Source organism: Psychrosphaera sp. (genome assembly GCF_982872775.1).
This window is the reverse complement of record NZ_CEYNSH010000004.1, coordinates 83,884-107,562: the sequence shown is the minus strand read 5'-3', so window position 1 is coordinate 107,562 and position 23,679 is coordinate 83,884. Positions and strand designations below refer to the sequence as shown.

Annotated in this window: 22 protein-coding genes; 5 read left to right on the top strand and 17 right to left on the bottom strand. The window is 42.6% G+C overall.

Annotated elements, in window-relative coordinates:
• Positions 1-51: 51 nt before the first annotated feature.
• Complete coding sequence (locus AC4E96_RS02400) at positions 52-2,238, bottom strand: S46 family peptidase (protein ID WP_490254786.1); 2,187 nt, start codon at positions 2,236-2,238, stop codon at positions 52-54.
• Positions 2,239-2,446: 208 nt separating this feature from the next.
• On the opposite strand from AC4E96_RS02400, the gene AC4E96_RS02395 reads away from it, so the two are divergent.
• Positions 2,447-3,496 carry a patatin-like phospholipase family protein gene (locus AC4E96_RS02395; RefSeq protein WP_488032132.1) on the top strand — a complete coding sequence of 350 codons (1,050 nt, stop codon included), beginning with the start codon at positions 2,447-2,449 and terminating at the stop codon, positions 3,494-3,496.
• Between the two features lie 16 nt (positions 3,497-3,512).
• On the opposite strand, the gene acpS is transcribed toward AC4E96_RS02395, so the two are convergent.
• The 11 genes from acpS to rpoE form a co-directional block, all read right to left on the bottom strand.
• Positions 3,513-3,890 carry a holo-ACP synthase gene (gene acpS, locus AC4E96_RS02390; RefSeq protein WP_488032133.1) on the bottom strand — a complete coding sequence of 126 codons (378 nt, stop codon included), beginning with the start codon at positions 3,888-3,890 and terminating at the stop codon, positions 3,513-3,515.
• A 2-nt stretch (positions 3,891-3,892) separates the two neighbouring features.
• Positions 3,893-4,630: a pyridoxine 5'-phosphate synthase gene (pdxJ, locus tag AC4E96_RS02385; protein WP_488032134.1), complete on the bottom strand. Its 738-nt coding sequence runs from the start codon at positions 4,628-4,630 to the stop codon at positions 3,893-3,895.
• 93 nt (positions 4,631-4,723) lie between these two features.
• Positions 4,724-5,485, bottom strand: coding sequence for a DNA repair protein RecO (gene recO / locus AC4E96_RS02380; RefSeq protein ID WP_490254785.1), 762 nt, complete (start codon positions 5,483-5,485; stop codon positions 4,724-4,726).
• A gap of 17 nt (positions 5,486-5,502) precedes the next feature.
• The gene (era, locus tag AC4E96_RS02375; RefSeq protein WP_488032136.1) at positions 5,503-6,468 is read right to left on the bottom strand and encodes a GTPase Era; all 966 of its coding nucleotides are present in this window, start codon (positions 6,466-6,468) and stop codon (positions 5,503-5,505) included.
• Positions 6,465-7,136 carry a ribonuclease III gene (gene rnc, locus AC4E96_RS02370; protein WP_490254804.1) on the bottom strand — a complete coding sequence of 224 codons (672 nt, stop codon included), beginning with the start codon at positions 7,134-7,136 and terminating at the stop codon, positions 6,465-6,467. The genes era and rnc overlap by 4 nt, the downstream gene beginning before the upstream one ends.
• Before the next feature lie 60 nt (positions 7,137-7,196).
• Positions 7,197-8,120 (bottom strand): signal peptidase I, encoded by a 924-nt coding sequence (gene lepB, locus AC4E96_RS02365; RefSeq protein WP_488032137.1) that lies wholly within the window; start codon positions 8,118-8,120, stop codon positions 7,197-7,199.
• A 38-nt stretch (positions 8,121-8,158) separates the two neighbouring features.
• A complete protein-coding gene (gene lepA, locus AC4E96_RS02360) occupies positions 8,159-9,967 on the bottom strand; it encodes a translation elongation factor 4 (RefSeq protein ID WP_488032138.1) in 1,809 nt (602 codons plus the stop codon).
• A 103-nt stretch (positions 9,968-10,070) separates the two neighbouring features.
• Positions 10,071-10,538, bottom strand: coding sequence for a SoxR reducing system RseC family protein (locus AC4E96_RS02355; protein WP_488032139.1), 468 nt, complete (start codon positions 10,536-10,538; stop codon positions 10,071-10,073).
• A 96-nt stretch (positions 10,539-10,634) separates the two neighbouring features.
• The gene (locus AC4E96_RS02350) at positions 10,635-11,825 is read right to left on the bottom strand and encodes a MucB/RseB C-terminal domain-containing protein (protein ID WP_488032140.1); all 1,191 of its coding nucleotides are present in this window, start codon (positions 11,823-11,825) and stop codon (positions 10,635-10,637) included.
• Positions 11,826-11,984: 159 nt separating this feature from the next.
• Entirely contained in the window at positions 11,985-12,668 is a 684-nt protein-coding gene (locus tag AC4E96_RS02345) for a sigma-E factor negative regulatory protein (protein WP_488032141.1), read from the bottom strand.
• A 17-nt stretch (positions 12,669-12,685) separates the two neighbouring features.
• On the bottom strand, positions 12,686-13,267 hold the full coding sequence (rpoE, locus tag AC4E96_RS02340; RefSeq protein WP_488032142.1) for an RNA polymerase sigma factor RpoE: 582 nt from the start codon (positions 13,265-13,267) through the stop codon (positions 12,686-12,688).
• A gap of 293 nt (positions 13,268-13,560) precedes the next feature.
• Here rpoE and nadB point away from each other — a divergent pair, with 293 nt between their 5' ends.
• On the top strand, positions 13,561-15,213 hold the full coding sequence (gene nadB, locus AC4E96_RS02335; protein ID WP_490254803.1) for an L-aspartate oxidase: 1,653 nt from the start codon (positions 13,561-13,563) through the stop codon (positions 15,211-15,213).
• Between the two features lie 59 nt (positions 15,214-15,272).
• On the opposite strand, the gene AC4E96_RS02330 is transcribed toward nadB, so the two are convergent.
• Both AC4E96_RS02330 and AC4E96_RS02325 read right to left on the bottom strand, forming a co-directional pair.
• Complete coding sequence (locus AC4E96_RS02330) at positions 15,273-15,884, bottom strand: hypothetical protein (protein WP_490254784.1); 612 nt, start codon at positions 15,882-15,884, stop codon at positions 15,273-15,275.
• Positions 15,885-15,939: 55 nt separating this feature from the next.
• Positions 15,940-16,242 (bottom strand): FAD assembly factor SdhE, encoded by a 303-nt coding sequence (locus tag AC4E96_RS02325; protein ID WP_488032144.1) that lies wholly within the window; start codon positions 16,240-16,242, stop codon positions 15,940-15,942.
• Positions 16,243-16,441: 199 nt separating this feature from the next.
• Between AC4E96_RS02325 and ygfZ the strand changes: the two genes are divergently transcribed.
• From ygfZ to AC4E96_RS02310, 3 genes are all read left to right on the top strand, one after another.
• On the top strand, positions 16,442-17,290 hold the full coding sequence (gene ygfZ, locus AC4E96_RS02320) for a CAF17-like 4Fe-4S cluster assembly/insertion protein YgfZ (protein WP_490254783.1): 849 nt from the start codon (positions 16,442-16,444) through the stop codon (positions 17,288-17,290).
• A gap of 8 nt (positions 17,291-17,298) precedes the next feature.
• On the top strand, positions 17,299-17,784 hold the full coding sequence (locus AC4E96_RS02315) for an FKBP-type peptidyl-prolyl cis-trans isomerase (RefSeq protein ID WP_488032146.1): 486 nt from the start codon (positions 17,299-17,301) through the stop codon (positions 17,782-17,784).
• Positions 17,785-18,077: 293 nt separating this feature from the next.
• The gene (locus AC4E96_RS02310; protein ID WP_490254782.1) at positions 18,078-19,721 is read left to right on the top strand and encodes a methyl-accepting chemotaxis protein; all 1,644 of its coding nucleotides are present in this window, start codon (positions 18,078-18,080) and stop codon (positions 19,719-19,721) included.
• A gap of 10 nt (positions 19,722-19,731) precedes the next feature.
• On the opposite strand, the gene AC4E96_RS02305 is transcribed toward AC4E96_RS02310, so the two are convergent.
• From AC4E96_RS02305 to secD, 3 genes are all read right to left on the bottom strand, one after another.
• A complete protein-coding gene (locus tag AC4E96_RS02305) occupies positions 19,732-20,109 on the bottom strand; it encodes a YacL family protein (protein ID WP_488032148.1) in 378 nt (125 codons plus the stop codon).
• Positions 20,110-20,813: 704 nt separating this feature from the next.
• Positions 20,814-21,785 carry a protein translocase subunit SecF gene (gene secF, locus AC4E96_RS02300; protein ID WP_488032149.1) on the bottom strand — a complete coding sequence of 324 codons (972 nt, stop codon included), beginning with the start codon at positions 21,783-21,785 and terminating at the stop codon, positions 20,814-20,816.
• Between the two features lie 15 nt (positions 21,786-21,800).
• Entirely contained in the window at positions 21,801-23,660 is a 1,860-nt protein-coding gene (gene secD / locus AC4E96_RS02295; RefSeq protein WP_490254781.1) for a protein translocase subunit SecD, read from the bottom strand.
• Positions 23,661-23,679 lie beyond the last annotated feature (19 nt).

Genomic DNA, 23,679 nt, shown 5'->3' with positions numbered 1-23,679 from the left:
TGGTTTAGGGTCGTAACTTATGCCATCAACCAATGCTCATCCCTTTTATGTTTATTTTACAATCGTCATTTCATCAATGATGTTTTGAGCATCATCAACGTATTCCATTGTCCACAACATAAATGGCACGCTTGTGTGAATCGCACGATTTAGTTTTGGATCGTAATCCCAGTCACCAATGATTGACTCATAAACACCATCAAACACTAGGCCGACAAACTCACCCTTGTCATTTAACGTCGCAGAGCCTGAGTTACCACCTGTGATATCTAGTGTAGATAGATAGTTCACTGGTACTGAACCTAACGCTTCATTTTTGTAAGGTCCGTAATTTTTGTTGCTGATCTCTTTGCGAATATTAGGGAACAAATCAAACTCAGCGTCGCCTGGCTGGTATTTAGCTAGCATACCTTCAAGCGTCGTAAATGGCGTTGCAAACAAACCGTCTTGTGGTGAGTAGCCTTTTACGTTGCCGTAAGTAATACGAAGTGATGAGTTTGCATCCGCATAAACCGCTTCACCGCGACTCTTCTTAAATGCGATCATGGCTTCCATATAAGCAGGACGAGCTTGTTGTAATTTACCGCTTAGCTCTTTGTCTTTCTTTTCTTTGGCCATGTTTACGTCGTACATTTCAACCGCGTATTGAATGAACGGGTCGTCGCTTTTCTCAAAGTCTTCAACTGACTTTTCCATCCAAGCTAAACGAGCGTCCGCTGATGTTAAGTCTGTCGCCGCGTACATTGCATCGATTTTGTCTTTGATCATTGCAATCGCTTTGTCTTCCGCCACACCGTCTTTGATACCGAAGATACCGTCAAAGGTTTCGTCTCTTTGTTCAGCTGGCAACGCCATGTACTCTTTCATGAAATGTAGGAATACCGCTTTATCTACTGCTTCATCAGAGCGTTTGTCTAACATCGTCATAGATTGAGTAAAGCGACGCATATCACGCTCTTGGAAACCTCGGTCACGTTCTACGTTTGGCTTTTGTTTTTCGTGTGCTAAACGGTAAAGATTGGTCGCTGCGCTCATGATGCTGGCACGACTAACCAAGCGAAGTAATGTTCTTGCTTCTTGGTTTTCTTGTGATTCAAGCACCAATTGGTTCAAGTTATCTAACGCTTGACCGTACTTAGCTTTACGAGAGCGGTCAGAATCAATCCATTTTTTAAGATCTTTAGCGAGTTGTTGTTTACGCTCAAGCATGTCGCCTTTGCTATAACTCTCAATCATAGAACCGTAGTTCTTAGAGTAGTTGTCTAAACCTGCAATTAGACCTGCATACTTGATGCGTGCGTCACTGCCTTCTTCCGAGTTTGCTTTGATAACCGCAACATACTCTTCTTGTAAACGCTTCAAGCGAGGGTATACGTTAGTGAATTGGTTTTTCACTTCTACATCCGTACGGTAACGGTTTGTGCGGCCTGGGTAGCCTAATACCATTACGTAATCACCGGCTTCTACCCCATTGGCATTAACTTTTAAGAATGCGTCTGGTTTAAATGGAACGTTGTCTTCAGAGAAGTCAGCTGGTTTGCCATTCGGGCCTACATACGCGCGATAAAATGACCAGTCACCTGTGTGACGCGGCCACATCCAGTTATCCGTATCACCACCGAATTTACCAATGCTTGAAGGCGGCGCATACACTAGACGCACGTCGCGAATCGCTAATTGCTTGATAAGGAAATACTCGGCCCCACCGTGGAAACTATAAACACTACAGCGATAGTCTTGTGATGCTTCACATTCTGCTACTAGTTCTTTTTCACGCTTATCAATGGCATCAAAATAAGCAACACCTTTGGCACCTTTTGGAATAGAACCTTTAATGTCTTTGGTTACATTGGTCAGTGATTCAGTCACATAAATACGTGAATTTGGTGTTGCCGCTAACTCTTTGTCTTTGCTCTTGGCAACAAAACCGTTAACTAATAAGTTGTTTTCAGCGCTTGAGTTGTGCTGGATGTTGCCATACGCACAGTGATGATTGGTGACAACCAAGCCCTGCTCTGACAAAAACGACGCCGAACAGCCACCAAGACTAACAATGGCGTTCATTGGGAATTGACTTAAGTCCGCCATTTTTTCTGGGTTTAGTTTAAGACCTGCCGCTTTTAATTGCGCTTTGATCTGAGGAAGTTGATGCGGTTGCCACATGCCTTCATCTGCTTGAGCAGATAAACCGACCAACGCCGACAGCGCAATCCCTGTTGTTATTAGCTTTTTAATCATTATTTATTCCTTGATGATTTAGAGCAGTGCGAACCAAATTGGCTCTGAGGTATTTGGTGCGCATTAGTCTGCCCGATGTTTGTTCAAAAAGTAATCCTAGAATCGACAAAATTGCTCATTTTTACGGTAGGTTACGGCTTAAAATTGTCACCAAATGTAAACAGTTTGGTATCATTAGGTTAATCACAGCAAACCATAAGGGAACCGAGTGTTAGATATTTACGCTGGACCAGCCGCACAAGCACACATCAATGAGCACGGAATTCGCGCCGAAGACTTTTCAACATTTTTGGGAGCGAGCGGTGGACCTAAATGGTTTAGCCTTTTTGGTTTAGACAAATATTTATTTGGTGAATTCTTTGCCAAAAGCGACAACCAGTTAGACTTGATAGGTTCGTCCGCTGGTGCGTTTCGAGCCTCTTGTTTGGCTCAGTCAAATCCAGTTGAAGCCATCACTGAGCTCGCCTACCGATATGCCGCTACCGACTTTGCACTTGATGCAACACCAACAGGCGTGACACGCGCCGCTCAACAATTGTTAGCGCATATATTACCTGATGAAAATATTGAGCAAGTGCTTACCAACCCTCGTTTTAAAGTCCATTTTATTACCGCACGTTGTTTAGGCTCGGTGGCTCAAGAGCAAAAATTAAAACAAGGATTGGGGTTGGTAAAAAGTATGTTCAAAAATAGCTTTGGTCGACAGCACCTTACAAAGCAATATCAACGAGTGATATTTTCAACTCAACCAGAGCCGCTAGATTTGACAGAAACAAGCGTATTCTCAACTCAAACGGTTCCGTTACAGACCGATAATTTTCATCAGGCGCTCTTAGCAAGTGGTGCCATCCCAATGGTGATGTTGGGGATTCCAGATATTAAAGGTGCGCCAAAAGGCATGTATCGCGATGGTGGAATTATTGATTACCACTTTGATTTTAAGGTGCAAAGTGAAGGCTTGACCTTATACCCGCACTTTAACAAACAACCCAAAGCAGGCTGGTTTGATAAAAAGCTAAAACGCACAGCCAACCCCAAACATTATGACTCGACAGTCATGTTAGTCCCTAGCGATGAATTTGTGGCGCAGTTGCCTTTTGGAAAAATACCAGATAGAACCGACTTTGAGACCATGGACTCGAGCACGCGAATCCGCTACTGGCACAAAGTGTTTGATGAAACAGAGCGATTAGCTGAAGCGTTTGCTGAAGCAGTAGAAAGCCCAGAAAAAGCCAATATCAAACCATTAGCATTCTAGGCTGAACAATCGCTTCCTAGTCACTCATGACAACGGTGGCCATCGCCATGTTTTTCTCGTCACTGATTGAGACAAGTGTGGTGGCAATGCCTTTGGACTCGGCGACTTCTTGAGCTTTACCAGATAGACTTAAAAATGGCGCGCCGTATTCATCATTGCTAATTTCAAAATGATGAAAAGAAATGCCTCGCCCGATTCCCAGACCTAATGCCTTGGCCGCCGCTTCTTTGGCTGCCCAGCGCTTAGCAAGAAAGCGATCGGGTTGATTGTGGTTTTTGAAACGAACAAACTCGACATCAGTTAACACTCGTTCAGCTAAGCGGTCTGATTTCTCGACCGCTTTCGTCACTCTGTCAATCTCGACAATGTCTGTCCCTAGACCTAACACTGGCATGATTAGATACCTTGACGCGCTTCGTTCATAAGCGTTTTCATGTCTCTTACGGCTTTGTCTAATCCGTCCATTGCGGCACGAGCAATAATAGCGTGACCAATGTTTAATTCATAAATATCAGGAATCGCCGCAATCGGTTTTACGTTGTGATAATGCAAACCATGACCAGCATTAACGATAAGACCCTGTTGCGTCGCAAAAGCGACACCGTGTTGAATGCGTTCCAACTCGGCTTTGATTTCTTCATCACTCTGCGCTTCGGCGTAGTGACCTGTGTGAATTTCTATGTAAGGAGCGCCTGTATCAGCCGCGGCTTTGATTTGTGCCTCGTCCGCATCAATGAACAAAGATACTTTAGAGCCAATCGCTGCCAAACGCTCCACCGCGTCTTTCACTTTTTCAAACTGACCTTTAACATCAAGGCCACCTTCTGTTGTTAGCTCTTCACGCTTTTCTGGTACTAGACAAACAAATGGTGGTTTTACTTTTGCAGCGATTGCGATCATTTCTTCAGTTACCGCCATCTCCAAATTCATGCGAGTCTGAATCGTTTCGGCTAGTGTATACACGTCGCGGTCTTGAATATGACGACGGTCTTCACGTAAATGAATGGTAATGCCACTTGCACCAGCGTGCTCAGCGACTGCGGCAGCGTGAATTGGATCTGGGTAAGTCGTACCTCGGGCTTGACGTAACGTTGCGATATGATCGATGTTAACGCCTAAATGAATCTCGCTCATGATGTCTCCAATGTTTCTTTTGACTGAATGACCAAGCATACGTTGTCACTCAAAAATAAGTTTGTCTTTACGCTTTATAAAGGGCTATAAAATCTACTTTCTAAATAGCTCACGTGATTTTAACGGTTTGTCACCCAAATGAATATGCAAGCATTGTCGCATGATTCCCTTAGCTACGCGTAAGCAGTGTTTTTCTGTTTCTACGTCTACATCCGTTTTAGGTTCATTAACCTCTAGTGACGCTTCTAACTTTGTCGCTAAGTCTAATAGATGTTTGCCTAAGATGCTGTTTGGTTTCGCCGAACTTAAACAAAAACCTCTATCCGGGCGTAATTCGTAATGAGCATCTTCGGCAATGGCCACACCTTGCTCGCACTCGTGAGTAAAACTGATGCCATAACCCAACATTCCAATTAACCGATACTCAAATTGCCTCAGCACCCATTCAATGTGTTGACTCTCTTCATTATTCGCCAGCTGTTTAATGACGTAAACATAAAGTGGATAAAGCTCAGGGTAGTCTTCATCGGCTTTACACAGTCGACAAATAAGTTCGTTAATATAAAACCCACAAAAAAGTGCCTTACCTTTTAACTCGGAGAGTTGTCTAGCGAGTGCTTGATTATCGTCAACGGTTTTGAGAGAGCGTAAACCTGAGGCTTTTTTGAATTGAATAATAAGGGGACGAAATGGCCGAAACATAGCGGTTTTGGCGGTGTTTTTTTTGCTACCTTTGTAACCAACGATAGACATTCGCCCCTCGCCCGCTACAAGTACTTCGAGCAAGAGTTGATTTTCTTTGAACGCTCGTGAATGCAGTATAAATGCGGGCGCGTACTCCAGTTCCTTTGCCATACTTAGCCCGCTACTGATTAGTCTTCTGAGTAACCTAATGAACGCAGTGCACGTTCGTCGTCTGCCCAACCACTTTTCACTTTAACCCAAAGCTCAAGGTAGACTTTCTCTTCTAACAAACGCTCTAAGTCTTGACGCGCATCGCGACCGATGATCTTAAGCTTTTCGCCTTTTTTACCAATCACCATTTTCTTTTGGCCTTCGCGTTCAACGAGGATCAAGGCATTGATGCGCCAGATTTTCTCATCCCACTTGAACTGTTCAATTTCAACGGTTGCTGAATATGGTAGTTCTTCACCCATGAAACGCATTAGCTTTTCACGAACAATTTCCGCCGCCATAAAACGAGACGAACGGTCAGTTACATGGTCTTCTGGGAAGAAAAATGGGTTTTCAGGTAAGTAACCGCGAACCGCTTCTTTGATTGGCTCTACGTTTGTGCCTTTTTCGGCCGAGATAGGAATGATCTCTTCAAAGTTATGCTTGGCGGAAATCTCTTGAAGATATGGCATCAAGGTTTCTTTGTCCTTGATCATGTCGACCTTGTTGATAAGTAGAAGCACTGGTTTTTTCGAACGACGAATTTTGGTCAATACCATTTCATCGTCTTCTGTCCATTTAAGTGCTTCAACCACAAACAAAACTACCTCAACATCACCTAAAGCACTAGATGCAGCGCGGTTCATCAGCTTGTTGATCGCACGCTTTTCTTCTTTGTGTAGTCCTGGCGTGTCGACATATACAATTTGTTCATTTTCTTCAGTATGAATGCCTAAAATACGATGACGTGTGGTTTGTGGCTTTTTCGATGTAATACTGATTTTTTGCTCAAGAATGTGGTTCATTAACGTAGACTTACCCACGTTTGGACGACCAACGATTGCAACCAGACCACACTTTTTGGTTTGTGATAAATCAGCGCGGTTATTCAAATTATTTAATAACGCGTCTAATTCTGCTTGGCTTTGTTCTGGTTTACTCATGATTTAACTACCTCTAATGCTTTTCTGGCTGCTGCTTGCTCTGCTTTGCGGCGACTTGTTCCTTGAGCTAAGACTGACTCACCACTGTCTAACTGACACTCAACCGTAAACATTTGGTTGTGTGCTTGTCCTGTGGTTTCAACTACTTCATAGACTGGCAATGGTCGTTGTCTCGACTGCAACCACTCTTGTAACTGCGTTTTTGGATCTTTTAACGCTGTGGAAGGATCAACGTTTGCCAAGTGCTCTTTTACTAAGCCTAGAACAAAATCTTTGCATTGGTTGATATCAGAGTCCAAATAAACGGCGCCTATAATGGCTTCGACGGCGTCCTCCAAAATAGAGTCACGTCTAAATCCACCGCTCTTCATTTCACCAGGTCCCAAAACGAGCCAGTTGCTCAATTCGAATTCCTTGGCGATAACGGTCAAGGTTTGACCGCGAACAATTTGCGAACGCATACGAGTAAGCTCGCCTTCATTCGCTTTCGGGAAGTTAAAATATAGAGCTTCGGCAACAAACATACCGAGCAGAGAGTCACCGATAAATTCAAGGCGCTCGTTATGAGCGCCCTTCGCACTGCGGTGAGTCAGCGCTTGTTTTAATAAAGACTCGTCGTTAAATTGATAACCGAGTTTTTTACCTAATTGTTTATAATCTTTTTTGATCAATGCTTACTCTAATCTATAAAAGTGTTCACTCATCACAATGATGAGTTGGCAATGTCATTACTGAACACTGCCTAAACGAGAAAATCGAATATCGACTGGAACCCAGTTTGGTAACCAGCTGATTTTGCCTTCGTTAAAGACAAAGCTCATCCAAATAAATACGGCTTTACCCACCATTTGCTCTTCACTAACAAAACCCCAAAAACGACTGTCTGTACTGTTGTCGCGGTTATCACCAATCATAAAGTAATAACCTTCAGGAACAACCCACTCGCCTTGACGTGTGCCCGGTTGTGAATAGAAGCGGTTTGCCATGTCCGGATAAGCCGGGTTAATCAACACATCGTGCTCAACGTCGCCCAATTGCTCCTTTGCAGTGATGAGAGGAATACCCATCATTTCAAATTCACCTTGCGCCACTTTACTTAGCTCGACTGGTGCTAGCTTGTCGCAATTGTCAGGTTGACGTTCACAACTTGGTTGGATAAAAAACTGTTTGTTGCGATATATAACGCGGTCACCTGGTACACCGACTACGCGCTTGATGTAATCTAAACGCTCATCAAGTGGGTATTTAAATACCGCGATATCACCACGCTCAGGTTCACCCGTTTCAATGAGTTCAGTACGCCAAATCGGATCGTGAACACCATATGAGTACTTTTGCACTAATATGAAATCACCCACCAACATGGTTGGCATCATTGAGCCCGTCGGAATTTGAAACGGCTCAAACAGGAAAGAACGAAATAACGTGATTAGGGCAAGAATCGGAAAAATAGACTGCGCTGTTTCGGCCCAAACAGGCTGAGGCGCAATTTTTTCTAACTCTTCTTCCGCAAGCACAGCGCCACCAGCGGCTGCTTGTACCTGTGCAATTTTTTCACGTCTGGCCGGTGCGTATAACTTGGCATCAATTAACCAAATTAAGCCCATTGCTAGGGTAAATACCACTAAAAAGACTGCGAAATATCCTGCCATACTTTCTTCTTCCTGTTTAAAACTATACCTATCCGGCGTTACTTGCCTACTTTCAAGATAGCTAAGAAGGCGTCTTGTGGTAACTCAACATTACCGACTTGTTTCATACGCTTCTTACCTTCTTTCTGTTTCTGAAGGAGTTTTTTCTTACGAGATACGTCACCACCGTAACACTTAGCGATAACGTTTTTACGTAATTGTTTAACCGTAGTACGAGCAATTACGTGAACACCGATAACCGCTTGGATAGCGATATCAAACATTTGACGTGGAATTAGCTCTTTCAGTTTTTCCGCTAATTCGCGACCACGGCCTTGAGCAAAGTCACGGTGACAAATCATCGCTAATGCATCAACACGTTCACCGTTTAGAAGAATATCAACACGAACCATGTCAGCTTCTTGGAAACGAGTGAAATTGTAATCGAGTGATGCAAAACCACGACTCGTTGATTTTAGACGGTCAAAAAAGTCCATCACAACCTCAGCCATTGGTAAGTCATAACTAACTGCAACTTGCTTACCATGGTAGCTCATTGCGGTTTGTACGCCGCGTTTTTCAACACAAAGTGTAATAACGTTACCTAAGTACTCCTGTGGTACTAAGATGTCTGCTTTACAAATTGGTTCCCTAATTTCGTCAATATCTCCAACAGCAGGTAACTCTGAAGGGCTATCAATACTCAGTAATTCACCTTTTTTAGTCATTACTTCGTAATTTACCGTCGGTGCTGTTGTGATCAAATCTAAGTCATATTCACGTTCTAGACGTTCTTGAATGATCTCCATGTGGAGCATACCCAAGAAGCCACAACGGAAACCTAAACCTAGTGCCGTCGAACTCTCTGGCTCGTAGAATAAAGACGCGTCGTTAAGGCTCAGTTTGCCAAGTGCATCGCGAAACGCTTCATAGTCATCAGAGCTAACCGGGAATACACCAGCATATACTTGTGGTTTGATTTGTTGGAAACCTGGAAGCGGCTCTTGAGCGGCATTAACAGTCGTTGTTAAGGTATCACCTACTGGCGCACCTAAAATGTCTTTGATACCAGAAATAACAAAACCAACTTCACCCGTTCTTAAAATACCAGTGTCGGTTTGTTTTGGAGTGAAAATACCAATTTTGTCGATGATGTGAGACTCGCCCGTCGACATAACTTTAATCTTGTCGCCTTTTTTCAATTGACCGTGCTTAATACGAACCAATGAAACAACCCCCTGATATGGGTCAAACCAAGAGTCAATGATCAAGGCTTGAACTGGCGCATCAGGATCACCTTCTGGGCCTGGGACATTTTTAACGATGTCTTCAAGTACATCTTCAATACCAATGCCCGTCTTAGCAGAACATTGAACCGCATCTACAGCATCGATACCTACGATATCTTCGATTTCTTCTGAAACGCGCTCTGGATCGGCTTGTGGTAAGTCGATTTTGTTTAGAATTGGACGTACTTCTAAATCCATTTCGATTGCGGTGTAACAGTTGGCAACTGTCTGTGCTTCTACACCTTGACCTGCGTCAACGACTAATAGTGCGCCTTCACAAGCGGCCAATGAACGAGAAACTTCATAAGTAAAGTCAACGTGCCCTGGCGTGTCGATGAAATTTAATTGATACGTTTCGCCGTCTTTGGCTGTGTAGTTTAACGTTACACTTTGCGCTTTGATGGTGATGCCACGCTCACGCTCGATATCCATCGAGTCCAAAACCTGAGCTTTCATTTCACGGTCAGTTAATCCTTCACAGTATTGGATTAAACGGTCTGATAACGTCGATTTACCGTGGTCAATGTGGGCAATAATACTGAAATTACGTATATTTTTGTTGATCGTAGCTTTTTCCAAAGGAAAACCTCAAAAGATAAAAACACAGAATGCGTAAAAAGGCCGCAATTTTACACGTAATTGCGTATGCACTCCACCACTTTACGTTTATTTTAGTTGGAAATTAGACGCGTGTAACGGCAATCGTTTGTGGAAGGACAGTTAGTAATTGCGGTTGATATTTGTCGCTGTCGGGTGTCGCAAGCTTTTTATTAGCAATAACAAAGCCCAACGCGCCACCTAGAAGAGTAAATAAAATGACAAGCCACTCTCCCGCAACGATAAATTGACTGAGCCAATATTCAGCCAACATACAAGCAATTAAAGCAGTCAAAATAGGTAAGATATACACCCAGAAAGCACCTTGCACGAGACTGTCCTCTGGTATGCCAATCTCAACTTGGTCGTCCACTTCGGCGCCAAGTGTGTTTTTTACTTTATTAATGACGGATTTGCCCGCAAACGCTTCTGCAACACTATTGGTGCCACAATTTGACTTGGCAGCACAAGTCGAACAGGTCGATTTGATTGCGGTTTCAACCCATATGTATTCGTCTTCGCGCTGAACGACAACGCCGATTTCTTTAATCACTCAACCACCAACTTTGTCACAGTATTGACTGTCATGTCTGATTTTACATTGTGCTTTAAATTCATAACACCTTTTTTGATGTCCTTGTCCGACGCCTTACTTTGCCTGTACACCTTGAGCAATGGCATAAGCTGTCTTAGGAGGTATAGTGCCAACGACGGTGACATCAATACTATCGGCGTGAATCATTACAAAAGACGTCGCGCCATCGGTCAATACAACCGGGCTTGTGAAGTTATCTAATGGTCGTTGCACATAAATAGAAAACTCTACCAACCCGTCGCTAAATAAAAAGTAGTCAGATACTTCTCGACTAATAGAAACGTGGTGCCGATCACTTTTAATTAACTCAAACCCTTTAGGTAAGTATGACACCTCCCAATTGTTCGCTTGTTGCGTAGCGGCAACTGCCATAGGTGCATTTGGTAATGACATTTTGGCCAATTTTTCCATGTCTGCGGTAGGAGCATTATAAATCGATAAGTGAGTCATAATAATTTGTTCAACCACATCGCCGCTGTCATCAACGTACAACATTCTCAGTGGTAAACCGCTATCTACATCAATCCACATCCAATAGTTGTAGGTTTGACGCTTTATAGACTCGATACGAATCAATTGAGCCGAACGACCAGCGATTTGGCTTTTACTGACCAAGACAAATTGGTAGCTATCAATTAGTTCTCCAGCATCTCGGTAAAAAATCGGTGGAATAAAATTGCGGATGCTATTGCCATTGACCGCATAAGGCTCATTGTTTGAGTCAAATAAAGCAATGGTATTATCGCGGCGGATCATAGTGCCCACACCACCAACTAATTGTGAAACTTGCTCTACTTCAACGGCTTGTAATTCTCCTGATTCTTGCTCTACCTCAACAACACCATGTAACCATTTGTAAGACTCTGTATTTTCACCTTTTTGTCTTACGATACCGGCTTCAAATTGCCCTTCACGCAGTGCAGTTCTTAGCTTTCTCAGCCAAAACGCCGCATTTATTTTCTCTACACCTTTAGATAAGTCGACATTTTTTTCGGCAGAAGTAAGGAGGGTTTGATCACTCGCTATACTAGACAGTTGGTCAGATTTAGGATCGGGTGTCGACATTTCAGTAATACGAGCAGAAGGCTCGAAGGCATCGCTTTGTTGCGTTACGGCAAAAGCATTCGGCATGCCCGTTACTATAATGACAAGCATTAAAACGAACACCTTTGCTTTGCTAAATAGCGTGTTATTAATGTCACTGCAATTTGGTTTATATAGCAATTCTGAGGTCACTACTTTCATGTGCTTGTCTTGTCCTTTGTCACTTAAACTCGCGCGGTTGAAAATCTACATTCCATGAGCTCTGTTATTAAAACAAAAACGCCCGCGATATTGAAAACCAATAATATCACAGGCGCTGCGCTTTTAACGTTGTTTACCGTCGGCATTTAATTGTGGTGATTAATTACCTTGGTTGTCGTCTTTATTTTCTTCAGTTTCTGTTAGCTCTTCAGCGGCTCTGATCTGCTGATTGTGGTCCGCCATCAACGCATTGATGCGTGACTGTGTCACCTGATTAGCCGTTGGCTTTTTCTGATTACCATCAAGTGAAACCGGCTTAAAGTCTTGCACAATCGGAACCGTATTTAATACTGGTGATGACATACGCTCGGTTTCTGAGACTTGCATATTACTAACCCCAAATACTGCCACTAAGGCAACGGACGCGGCAATGGCAAACTGAGCAGCCCCTTTTCCTAATTGAGAAGTAGTGAAAGCGGCCACTGACCCTGCCAATCTCTTACCCCAGTGAGGGTGAGATGCTATCGAACTTACGTTTTCCGCATCAGATATAACTTGGCTAGCTGACGTTTCGTCGTTGCTTGCATTTGTAACTGACTCTACTTGTTGAGTTTGGCTGGAAATATCTATGTTAGCCACTGCATCTGAAATAGACGCGGCAAAACTGTCATCAACAACAAGTTCTTGCTCTTTTCTCAATACATCACCGATCAACGCGTAACGACTAAACTGTGAGTTTTTGTTTGCGTCTTGTTCCACTTCAGATAAAACGTCTGCCAGTTCCTTGTCGGTTAGCTCGTCATCTAATAAAGCGGACAATGGTTCTTGATAATTATTCGTCATACTGCGAATGGCTCCATTTAACGGTTCTCTAAAAGCGGCTGTAACTTTGCATCTATGGCGTCTCGCGCTCGGAATATCCGAGAGCGCACTGTACCGATAGGGCACCCCATTGCAGTCGCTATTTCTTCGTAACTCATCCCATCGATTTCCCTAAGTTGAATCGCCACACGCAACTCTTCCGGTAGTTGTTCGATGGTATCGAAAATCACTTTTTTTATTTCTTCTGTTAATGCTAAGCGCTCTGGCGAAGCATTTTCGCGCAACGCATCACTGGTTTCGTAATACTCAGCTTCTTCGGCGTCGACATCTACATTGGCAGGGCGACGTCCTTTTGCCATTAAGTAATTCTTGGCACTGTTAACAGCAATTCTATACAGCCAAGTATAAAACGCCGCTTCACCACGAAAACCCGGTAGTGCGGTATAAGCTTTAATAAACGCATCTTGAGCGACGTCTTGAACATCGCCGTTATTGCCCAAATATCGAGACACAAGACTAATCACCTTGTTCTGATATTTTCTTACTAGCAAATCAAATGCCGCTTTGTCACCCGCTTGGGCTTTTCTTACTAATCCTAAATCTTTACTCTGCTCGCTCATCAGAGCTACTACTCCTGCTTTTAGCTAGCGACTAAAGTCTGCTAATATCGCGTTTTGCTGTCTTTATGACTGCACCGATTATAAAAAGTTCTAATTATTTTGATTTTTTTTATAAAATAGACGTAAAACCGTCATTTGTGAAACTTTGTCCGTTTCCCTATACGTCAACATATGTCCTTTAACTGAACATAACACACAGATTAACTTGGTAAATTTAAATGTCGAACTCAGATGCTTTACAATCAGAGCACAACCAATCTCCTAATTTTTCATTAGATTCTGAACAGTCCTCTATGTCTGACTGCGACTCTAACCCAAGTTTAAAAGGTCAATCAGAATGGCCGAGTCAACATGCGACAGACTGCTTAGTCATAGGTAGTGGCGCTGCGGGCCTTACATTAGCTTTAAGTATTGCTGACAAAGCCAATGTCATCGTCGTCAGTAAATCAGAACTTAAAGAAGGTTCTACTTTGTACGCTCAAGGTGGAATCGCAGCGGTTTTTGATGAAAACGACAGTATTGAGTCCCATGTTCAAGACACTTTAGTCGCTGGGGCAATGCTGTGCGACGAAGAAGCCGTCCAGTATACAGCGACACACGCGAAATCATCAATGGAGTGGTTAATTCAACAAGGTGTGCCGTTTGATCAAATTACCACGCCCGATGGAGCATCTAAATATCACTTAACTCGTGAAGGTGGTCATAGTCATAGACGAATTCTCCACGCTGCAGATGCGACAGGTAAAGCGGTTCAAACCACGCTTCTGGACAAAGTTAAATCACACCCTAACATCCGATTGTTTGAGCGGTTTAATGCCTTAGATCTAGTGACTAAAGACCAAGTTGAAGGTACCAATCACTCTGCAAATAATCAGAGTGTCAATGGCGCATATGTGTGGAACCGTAATCTAGAACGCGTTGAGACGATAACCGCCAAATTTATTGCGCTGGCAACGGGCGGTGCAAGTAAAGTATATCAATATACTTCTAATCCAGATATTGCCAGCGGCGACGGAATTGCCATGGCGTGGCGTGCTGGCTGTCGAGTGGCGAACATGGAGTTTAATCAGTTCCATCCAACTAGCCTTTATCATGAAAAAGCACAAAACTTTTTAATCTCCGAAGCGTTAAGAGGTGAAGGTGCCAAATTGCGCCGACCTGATGGCACACGCTTCATGCCCGATTTTGATGCAAGAGAAGAATTGGCCCCTCGAGACATCGTTGCTCGTGCTATCGACTTTGAAATGAAACGTCTTGGTGCAGATTGCATGTTTTTGGACATTACCCACAAAGACGAAGACTTTATCTTAGATCACTTCCCCACTATTTATGCAGCTTGTTTGAAAGTTGGCATTGATATCACCAAGGAACAAATCCCTGTCGTGCCAGCCGCTCATTATACTTGTGGCGGTGTCATGACAGATTTAAATGGACAAACAGATATAGCCAACCTATTTGCGATAGGTGAAGTCGCATACACAGGCTTACACGGTGCCAACCGAATGGCGAGTAATAGCCTCTTAGAGTGCATCGTATTTGCTCAAGGTGCAGCCAAGCAAATATTGAATAAATTGGCCACGCAACCAGCGCCACGCGATATTCCTAGCTGGGATGAAAGCCTCGTCACTACTTCTGAAGAGGACATCCTTATTAGTCATAACTGGCATGAGTTACGACTTTTGATGTGGGACTATGTTGGTATTGTGCGTTCTGATCGACGTTTAACCAAAGCGCTAAAAAGAATCGAGCTAATTAAACAAGAAACAGATGAGTTTTATGCCTCTTTTAGAGTAAGTAATAATTTGCTCGAATTGAGAAACTTGGTTCAAGTTGCGCAGCTTATCGTGCAAAGCGCATTGTCACGCAAAGAAAGTCGAGGTTTGCACTACACAGTGGATTATCCCGATACTCTGTCAAAAACGTCTCCCACAATACTGACGAAATAGTCTCTGTTAATCATTACGTGATTATTCTAAAACCGGTACCAGCAAAGGCCTGATAATAATCAGGCCTGTTGATTTAGCACTTTGATTTGCCAAATCAAACGACGCCATACTGACACACGCACTTGATCTGGAAACAACATTAACCAGTGAGCTTGGATAGTGCTCTCAGATTCAGAGCTCTTTTTACTTGAACTCAGTGCTACGCTACTTTGCAATTTACGCTTTCTTCGTTTTTTTGTTTGTATTTTAATCAAGATTATCCAGCCAAAGTCGAAACTGGGATTGCACAAATACACGGCCGTCGGCTTGTCGTTATTGTTATACACACTTCTTTCATGGCTATCGCAATAATCGTAATTTTGACAGCCTTTTACTTTGTTCTTTTTGAGACAAGTCCGCAGTTTTAACACAGACTGGTTATTAAGCCACTCAACATAGCCTAACCACGTGGTGAGTACCCCTAAACACAACCAAAACTTTTCTGGAAAATAACCAACAGGAGCCAAATAAAAACGGTGTAAACACCAAACAACTGCCAATAACAGAGATAATAGATAACCCCAGCGAAAGGTAGAATTGGGATCAATGGCGAGGAGAATACGTGGGTCAATGGCAACTTGGGTTGAGTCAGTATTGCCCCCTGACGTCGATTTGATAACTGAAAATATCACAGAAGTCCCATAAAAAAAGCCGCTACATTTATTACATGGTAGCGGCTCTTCGGGATTAAGAAACTTTGACTCGGTTCAGAATTATCTGGACGATGCGATTTAACTCTGGATCTTCACACTCTTTGTGTCCCATGAACCAAGCGAACAAATCAGGATCTTCACAGGCAAGTAATTTTTGAAACGCGACTTTGTCACTATCTGCCAAAGCGTCGTACGCTTCATCTACAAATGGTTCAAACAATACATCAAGCTCTAGCATACCGCGTCGACATGCCCACTTTAACTTTGGTTTGGAGTCCAATTGAAACTTAGTACCACTTACGTCAACGTACACAACCTGTGCTTTGCTGTCTGCCATAATGCTTTTCATTCCTAACTATCATGCCTTACTAGCGACTACTAACTAATGGCTACTAAGGCGTTTTTTTCTTAATAATCTGATTATACATTTGAAACAGAAAATTGAATCACTCTTTTTTGAATCTTCTGCAAATCCCCCTTGTTCTTTAGTACAATAACCCCATAAAGAAGATTAAATTACCCAAAAAGTTTGAGATATGACAAAGCTAGTAAGATTACCAGAATTTAATGTGATCAAATTGACCGGTGAACAGAGCCACTCCTTTTTACAAGGACAGGTTACCTGCGACGTCAATGCAATTAAAGACAATCAATTTCTTGGCGGAGCTCATTGCAACGCGAAAGGTAAAGCTTGGTCTGCATTTGTTTCGTTTGAACAAGACGGTGATATTTTCTTGGTTATGGTGGCAGACAGCGCCGCTCAATCTTTAGCAGAGTTAAACAAATACGCAGTATTTTCAAAAACCGACATCACAGATGACACAGCGAACTGGCACATTTATGGGGCGAACGCCGCAACATCAGAACAAGACGTATGTCTTGAACTCGCGCCAAACCATTTCCTCATCTTAGCCAAACAAGCAAAAGAAGGTGCTTTAGAAACGGACTCAAATGAGCACAACGTTTGGTGGCAAAATGAAATCAAAACAGGTCGTGCTCACTTATTTGGAGATTTGGTCGGCGAATACGTGCCGCAAATGATGAACCTCCAAGCGCTTAACTACATCTCATTTAACAAAGGCTGTTATATGGGCCAAGAGATGGTTGCTCGAATGCGCTACTTGGGTAAAAACAAACGTGCCTTATTTATTGCTGAATTAGATGAAGAAATAGCATTGGAACCAGGCCATGATGTTTACATCGAAATGAACGGTAACTACAGAAAGTCGGGTAAAGTGTTACTTTCGCAAGCACAGAACGGCACAACTGTATTCCAAGCTGTATTACCTAACGATACAGACTTAAAACAAACGATATATATTGAACCACAGAGTGAACAACGTGCTCGTTTATTACCTCTTCCCTATTCACTAGATCAAGATTAAGGATCCTTATGAAAATCGCAAAGAACACCGTTGTCACTATGCATTACGCGGTAAAAGACAAAGAAGACAATTTAATTGACAGCTCATACGACAGTGAGCCATTAGTCGTATTACAAGGCTCAAACTTTCTGATTGAAGGCTTAGAAAGCGCGTTATTAGAGCACGAAAAAGGCGATACGTTTGAAGTATCGGTTGACGCTGAAAATGCATATGGCCCACGTCATGATGGTCTTGTACAACAAATCGGTAACGAGATGTTTGCTGACTTTGATGTAGAAGTGGGTATGCAATTACGTGCAACTACAGACAATGGCGAACAAACCGTTATTGTAATCGATAAAGATGACGAATCAGTCACAGTAGATGGTAACCACCCTCTCGCTGGTGTTGATTTAAAATTTGACGTTGAGATTTTGGACGTTCGTACGGCAACGGAAGATGAAATCGCACACGGTCATGCGCACTCTGAAGGTGGTTGTGGCCACAGCCACTAAACCAAAGGTCTGACAGTCAACGTTCTGTAATATCAAATACTAAAAACAAGTTGAAGCGTTTCTCAATTAGGCTCAACTAAGAATAGTGTGACATATTTTAAAAAAGCGAGTTTCGTACTCGCTTTTTTTATGTCTTTTTGTTTGGTTTTTGCGCCTAAATTAAAGTAATCTCATCTATCGCCGACAATAATTAAACAAAATATAACCGCCAAGTAGCGGCCATAGTAAACGTTGTTAATGTAAATTCGGCGCACATATCTATATCAATAATAATAAAAAAAATAAGAATAAGAATGAATACATTTTGGTTGAAGTTAAGCCTTAGGTGGAAGTTACAAATTGGCTTTATGGCTATCGCCATGATCACCACCGTTTATAACCGCATTATTGCCTCTAATGAGCTAGAAAACCTCATTTCAATAGTTTCCAAATCCACTGATGACCCTGTACTTATTCAGGCCCTAAATAGCCAACTTAGCGATTTCTATATTGGTTCTATTTGGGACTCACTACTGCAGTTTGGCTTACAGTTTTTTGTCATAATGTTAGTGGCCCAGCTATTTGTTGAGCCAATCCTCAAACTCGTTCGCTCTTTAGAAGCAGTTGAACATGGCGACTTAACCCAAACGGTCGAGGTAACGTCAAAGGATGAAATTGGTGAATTAGAGCGCCGATTCAACTTAATGCTCAACAAGCTCAACGCCATCCTCAATGATGTAGAGCACTCGACCAAACACATGGGCCAAAGCGCATTTCAAATTGCGTCTATTTCGCAAGAAATAGAAGCCATGAGTGAGACCGAAAAGGCTAAAGAGTCAGAAATAAACAGCGCGACTGAGAAAGTTCATCAAGTCGCTGAGCAAGTAGAAGATATTGCACAAAATGCCAATCAGCGCTCGCTGGCTGCTGAACAACAGGCGAACAGAAGTTTCCAATCTCTGACAGAATCTGTGAATACCTTAACCCAAGTCTCAGACAATATTGGCCAAACCTCCGCACAAGTTGAAGAAATTGTGGAGTTTAGTCGTAACATCAATTCTATTTTGGCCACAATTAAAGATATTGCATCGCAAACTAACTTACTGGCACTAAACGCAGCTATTGAAGCCGCTCGGGCAGGTGAACAGGGTAAAGGCTTTGCGGTTGTCGCCGATGAGGTTCGCGGCTTGGCGGTTCGCTCACAAGACTCAGCTGAGCAAATTACGAATATTCTTGACGAACTTCAACACAAGGTCACCAATGCACAGTCGTCTATGGGACATTTAGTTGAGAATATCAATCAAAGTCAAAGCCAAATTACCCAAACCGCTGAAACGGTTCAAACCATGCAGGCCGATATCATTGATACATCAGAATTAAACCAGAAAATCGAACAATCGGTTCAGCAACAGATTCAATCGTTCAACCAGCTAAACGGTTTATTGAAGGCGTTATTTAAGACGATTGCTAACAACAGTAAAAAGATCAGTAATTCTTCGAATATTTCAACCTCACTCAATAATTTGACCCAAAACTTAAATTCTCAACTATCCGGGTTAATAATTGATAAAGAGGCACAAAAGGCGTCCTTCACAAACCAACACACTCAAGCCTGCAAGCGCAAAAAGCCACGTATCGCTAGTCATAACTTAGTGAGCATCAAAGGTGCGTTTGGTGAGCTAAACGGTTTGTCTAAAGATTTAAGTGAATCGGGGCTTGGTATATTACTCACTCAACCAATTCCAGATATTGCGCCATTAGAAGCGATGACTGTCGAGTTGAAATTACCTTGTAATGACCTTACGGCCTACCGAGAGCAACAACCTTTGATTTTGTCCGGTAAATTGGCATGGCAACAAGAGCAAGGAGAACATGTGTTAGCCGGAATTCAGTTTGATCCTATGGATGACTCTGAGCGACGAGCTCTGACAAAAGCAATTGCTTTTTATCAAGAATAACTTTTTCAACCTAAGATTCTTTTATAAAGTCGAACCAATCTAATAATACTGCGGTAAGGTCTAATTTACCGCAGGCATATTCATATTCCCACGTCATCTCATTTAGTTCTGAACCAAAGGTATCACTCAAGCTTTCTATAGCCCCTGGCTTTTGCTTTGTATTGTTTGCAATGACAACTTCGTGCTCATCAAAGCTAATTGTCCATTCAGAGAATATATGTGTTCCACGAGGAGACTCCAATAACTTGATCAGCTCTGCAAGGTCTTTAGTATCCTTTCGAGTCGCAGAAAATTCGGTATTGAGAAAATTTTCCAGCGCCTTGTGTTCGCCATCAAATTCGATAATATGGGTTTTGTTATCAGTATCGTATACAAAATCGACATCCATAATGAACTGTCCCTAAGGTTTTGGCGTATTAATAAACAGATTATATGCTCCATTATAGAACAAATAGTCTTTGTTCCCACCACCTTGTGAGATATATCCCACAATCAGTACAGACTTTACCTAAATATATAGGTATTTCCCTTACAAAAAAAGACTAAGAGACTGTTTTAAAAGACTTTTTGGTATTTTTCCGAATGTTTCATTTCGTAATCCATAAACTTTTTTTGATCCTGATTATTCTTCTCTTTCGAATTCCCTTTAATATTGAACTCACTTAACGACGAGAGTGTTAAATGATTTAACACACAGGGAATGGACACGCTGGATGCGATTAGGGACATAAGTTAGGAAGGCAGGAGCTGAACAAAGGGATGGAACAAGGATAGCAGGACGCTAGGAACAAAAGGAACGGAAGCGTAGGATGCGCAAAGGACTATTGGGACAGCATGGAGCTTTAAAAAGGAGTTTTGGGATTACAGGGAGCAGGACGTCGAAGGAATTGACTGCGGGATGCCGAAGGAACATAGACTGAAGGATTTGGTCAATAGGATGCCGGAAAGTATATAAAAAAAGCGCCTCAGGGCGCTTTTTTTATATCTGTCGATTGAGCTAACTCTTATGACTTTGACACTTATATGCTTCACTAGACACTTGTCTAAATTAAGCCACCACTGACTAAACAGTGGTAGCTTTAAGTTAGTGCTTTATGGCATAAGTTGATCTTGGTCTTCACCTTCTTTCTCAACTACTGTCGGCATTAAGTCTTCTTTACTAATACCTAACGACAATGCAATTGAACTTGCTACGTAGATTGAAGAATAAGTACCAATAACAACACCGAATAATAATGCAGTCGCGAAGCCTTTAATCAACTCTCCACCCATTACCAATAATGCAATCAATACCAAGATTGTAGTAATTGACGTCACCATTGTACGGTTAAGCGTTTGAGTTAGAGACTCGTTGATGATTTCTTCTGGAGAGCCATCGCGAATTTTTCTAAAGTTCTCACGGATACGGTCTGATACAACAATGGTATCGTTAAGAGAGTAACCGATGACCGCTAACACTGCCGCTAGTACAGTTAAATCAAACTCTAGCCCTAACACGCTAAACAAGCCCAACGTGATAATAACGTCATGACCTAGTGCTGATACAGAGCCAAGTGCAAATCGATATTCGAAGCGAAGCGCGACGTATATCAATATACAGATTAGTGCCGTTAGCATCGCAAGACCGCCTTGTTCACGAAGCTCGTCACCTACACTAGGACCAACGAATTCGATTCGACGTTTAGTAGCGGACGAGTCCATTTCAACCAAGGCAGCCATGATGCTATCACCAATCATAGCGGCCGTGATCTTCTCACCGTTCGATTCATCTGAATTACGCTTTCTTGGTGCTAAGCGAATTAAAACGTCTCGACTTGAGCCAAAGTTTTGAACGGTCGCATCAGCAAACCCTTCTTCAGCTAGGACACCACGAATCTTCTTTAAGTCTGCGCTTTGATCAAATGATACTTCAATTAAGCTTCCGCCTGTGAAGTCCAGACCCCAATTTAATCCTTTGATAGCAAAAGACGCTAATGAAGCAATAATTAACAATATAGAAATCGCACCGGTAAAGCGGCGGATATTCATAAAATTAATGGTTTTATCTAAGTTTAATATTTGCATGTTTCCGTCCGCCAATTAAATCGAAAGCTTATCAATTTTCTTACCGCCCCAAATACCATTTACAATGGCACGTGTCCCCACGATGGCAGTAAACATTGATGTGGCAATACCAATCGCTAACGTAATTGCAAAGCCTTTAACAGGACCTGTACCTACGGCAAATAAGATAACCGCAGCAATAAACGTCGTGATGTTCGCATCGGCAATAGTCGAAAATGCGCTGTCATAACCATGGTGAATTGCTTGTTGAGGACTGCGACCTGCACGTACTTCTTCGCGAATTCGCTCAAAGATAAGAACGTTCGCATCAACAGCCATACCAACGGTCAATACAATACCGGCTATACCAGGTAAGGTAAGCGTTGCACCTGGTATCATGGACATAACACCAATAATCAACACTAAGTTCGCGGCTAGTGCTACGTTTGCTACCATGCCAAACTTTTTGTAATAGAACAGCATGAAAATAAGTACTAAAGCAAAACCTAGCATTACTGCGTTAAAACCAGCATCGATGTTCTCTTGACCTAAACTAGGGCCAACGGTGCGTTCTTCTACAATTTGAATAGGTGCAATCAGAGCACCAGCACGTAGCATCAATGCAAGGTTTTGAGCTTCTTGCGGTGTGTCGATACCGGTGATTGAGAAGCGACGACCTAAGCGTGACTGAATGGTCGCAACTTGGATAACTTGCTCAACTTTCTTAAGTTTTGAAACTCCGTTTTCGTCTTTTTGCTCAGTTGGTTTGTATTCGATAAATACCACTGCCATTGGCTTACCAACATTGTCCTTGGTCATCGCCTGCATTTTGTTACCGCCTTTTGTATCAAGGTTAATGGTAACTTGAGGCATGCCGTATTCGTCAAACGCACTCTGAGCATCGATAATATGGTCACCCGTTAAACGCACGCGCTTTTCTAGTAGAACAGGACGTCCATCTTCATCTTCGTAAAGCTTGGCTTTAGGTGGTACACGACCTCGCATCGCTGCTGAAATATCAGCATTTTCATAAACCATCTTAAATTCAAGCGTTGCGGTTGCACCTAGAATTTCTTTTGCACGAGCCGTGTCTTGAACACCTGGTAATTGGACAACAATTCGGTCTAGACCTTGGCGCTGTACTAACGGCTCAGCTACACCTAGCTCATTTACACGGTTACGGATAATCGTAATATTTTGCTCGACAGCGTATTGGCGAGTCTCTTTGATGCGCTCTTCTGTCATTTTAACCAACAGGTCAGGCTCATCGGTATTTGAGTCTTCAAATACTTGTAGATCTGGGTAACGATTCGATAAGAAGCGACGCGCTGCATCTAAGTCTTCCGCTTTGCGGACCTGGACCACAATGGCCTCTTTTGCGATATCACGCTTGATGGTGCGATAGCGAATTTTCTCTTCACGTAAATCCGTTCTAAAGTCTTGAACCATTTGCGTGAATGATTTGTTCATCGCCTCTTTCATGTCTACTTCCATCAAGAAGTGGACACCACCACGTAAGTCAAGACCAAGTTTTAATGGTGAAGCACCAAAAGCCTCTAACCAAGCTGGCGTAGCCGGTGCTAAGTTAAGCGCTACAACAAACTTGTCATCGAGTTGTTCAGCAATCGCCTCTTTTGCACGTAATTGTTGATCTTCATTTTGTAAACGGATTAAAAGACGACCAGCAGCTAGTTCGGTCTTTTTGTAAACAATTTGTTGTTCATCCAGTGTCGAAATAATTTTATCTAAAATCACTTCATCCACTTCGGCACCACGAAGACCAGAGACTTGTACAGCCGGATCTTCACCATATAAGTTTGGAGCTGAGTACAGTGCGCCAACTAGCAACACAATCAGCACCATGATGTATTTCCACATCGGATATTTATTTAACACGAACTAACCCTTTTCGAAT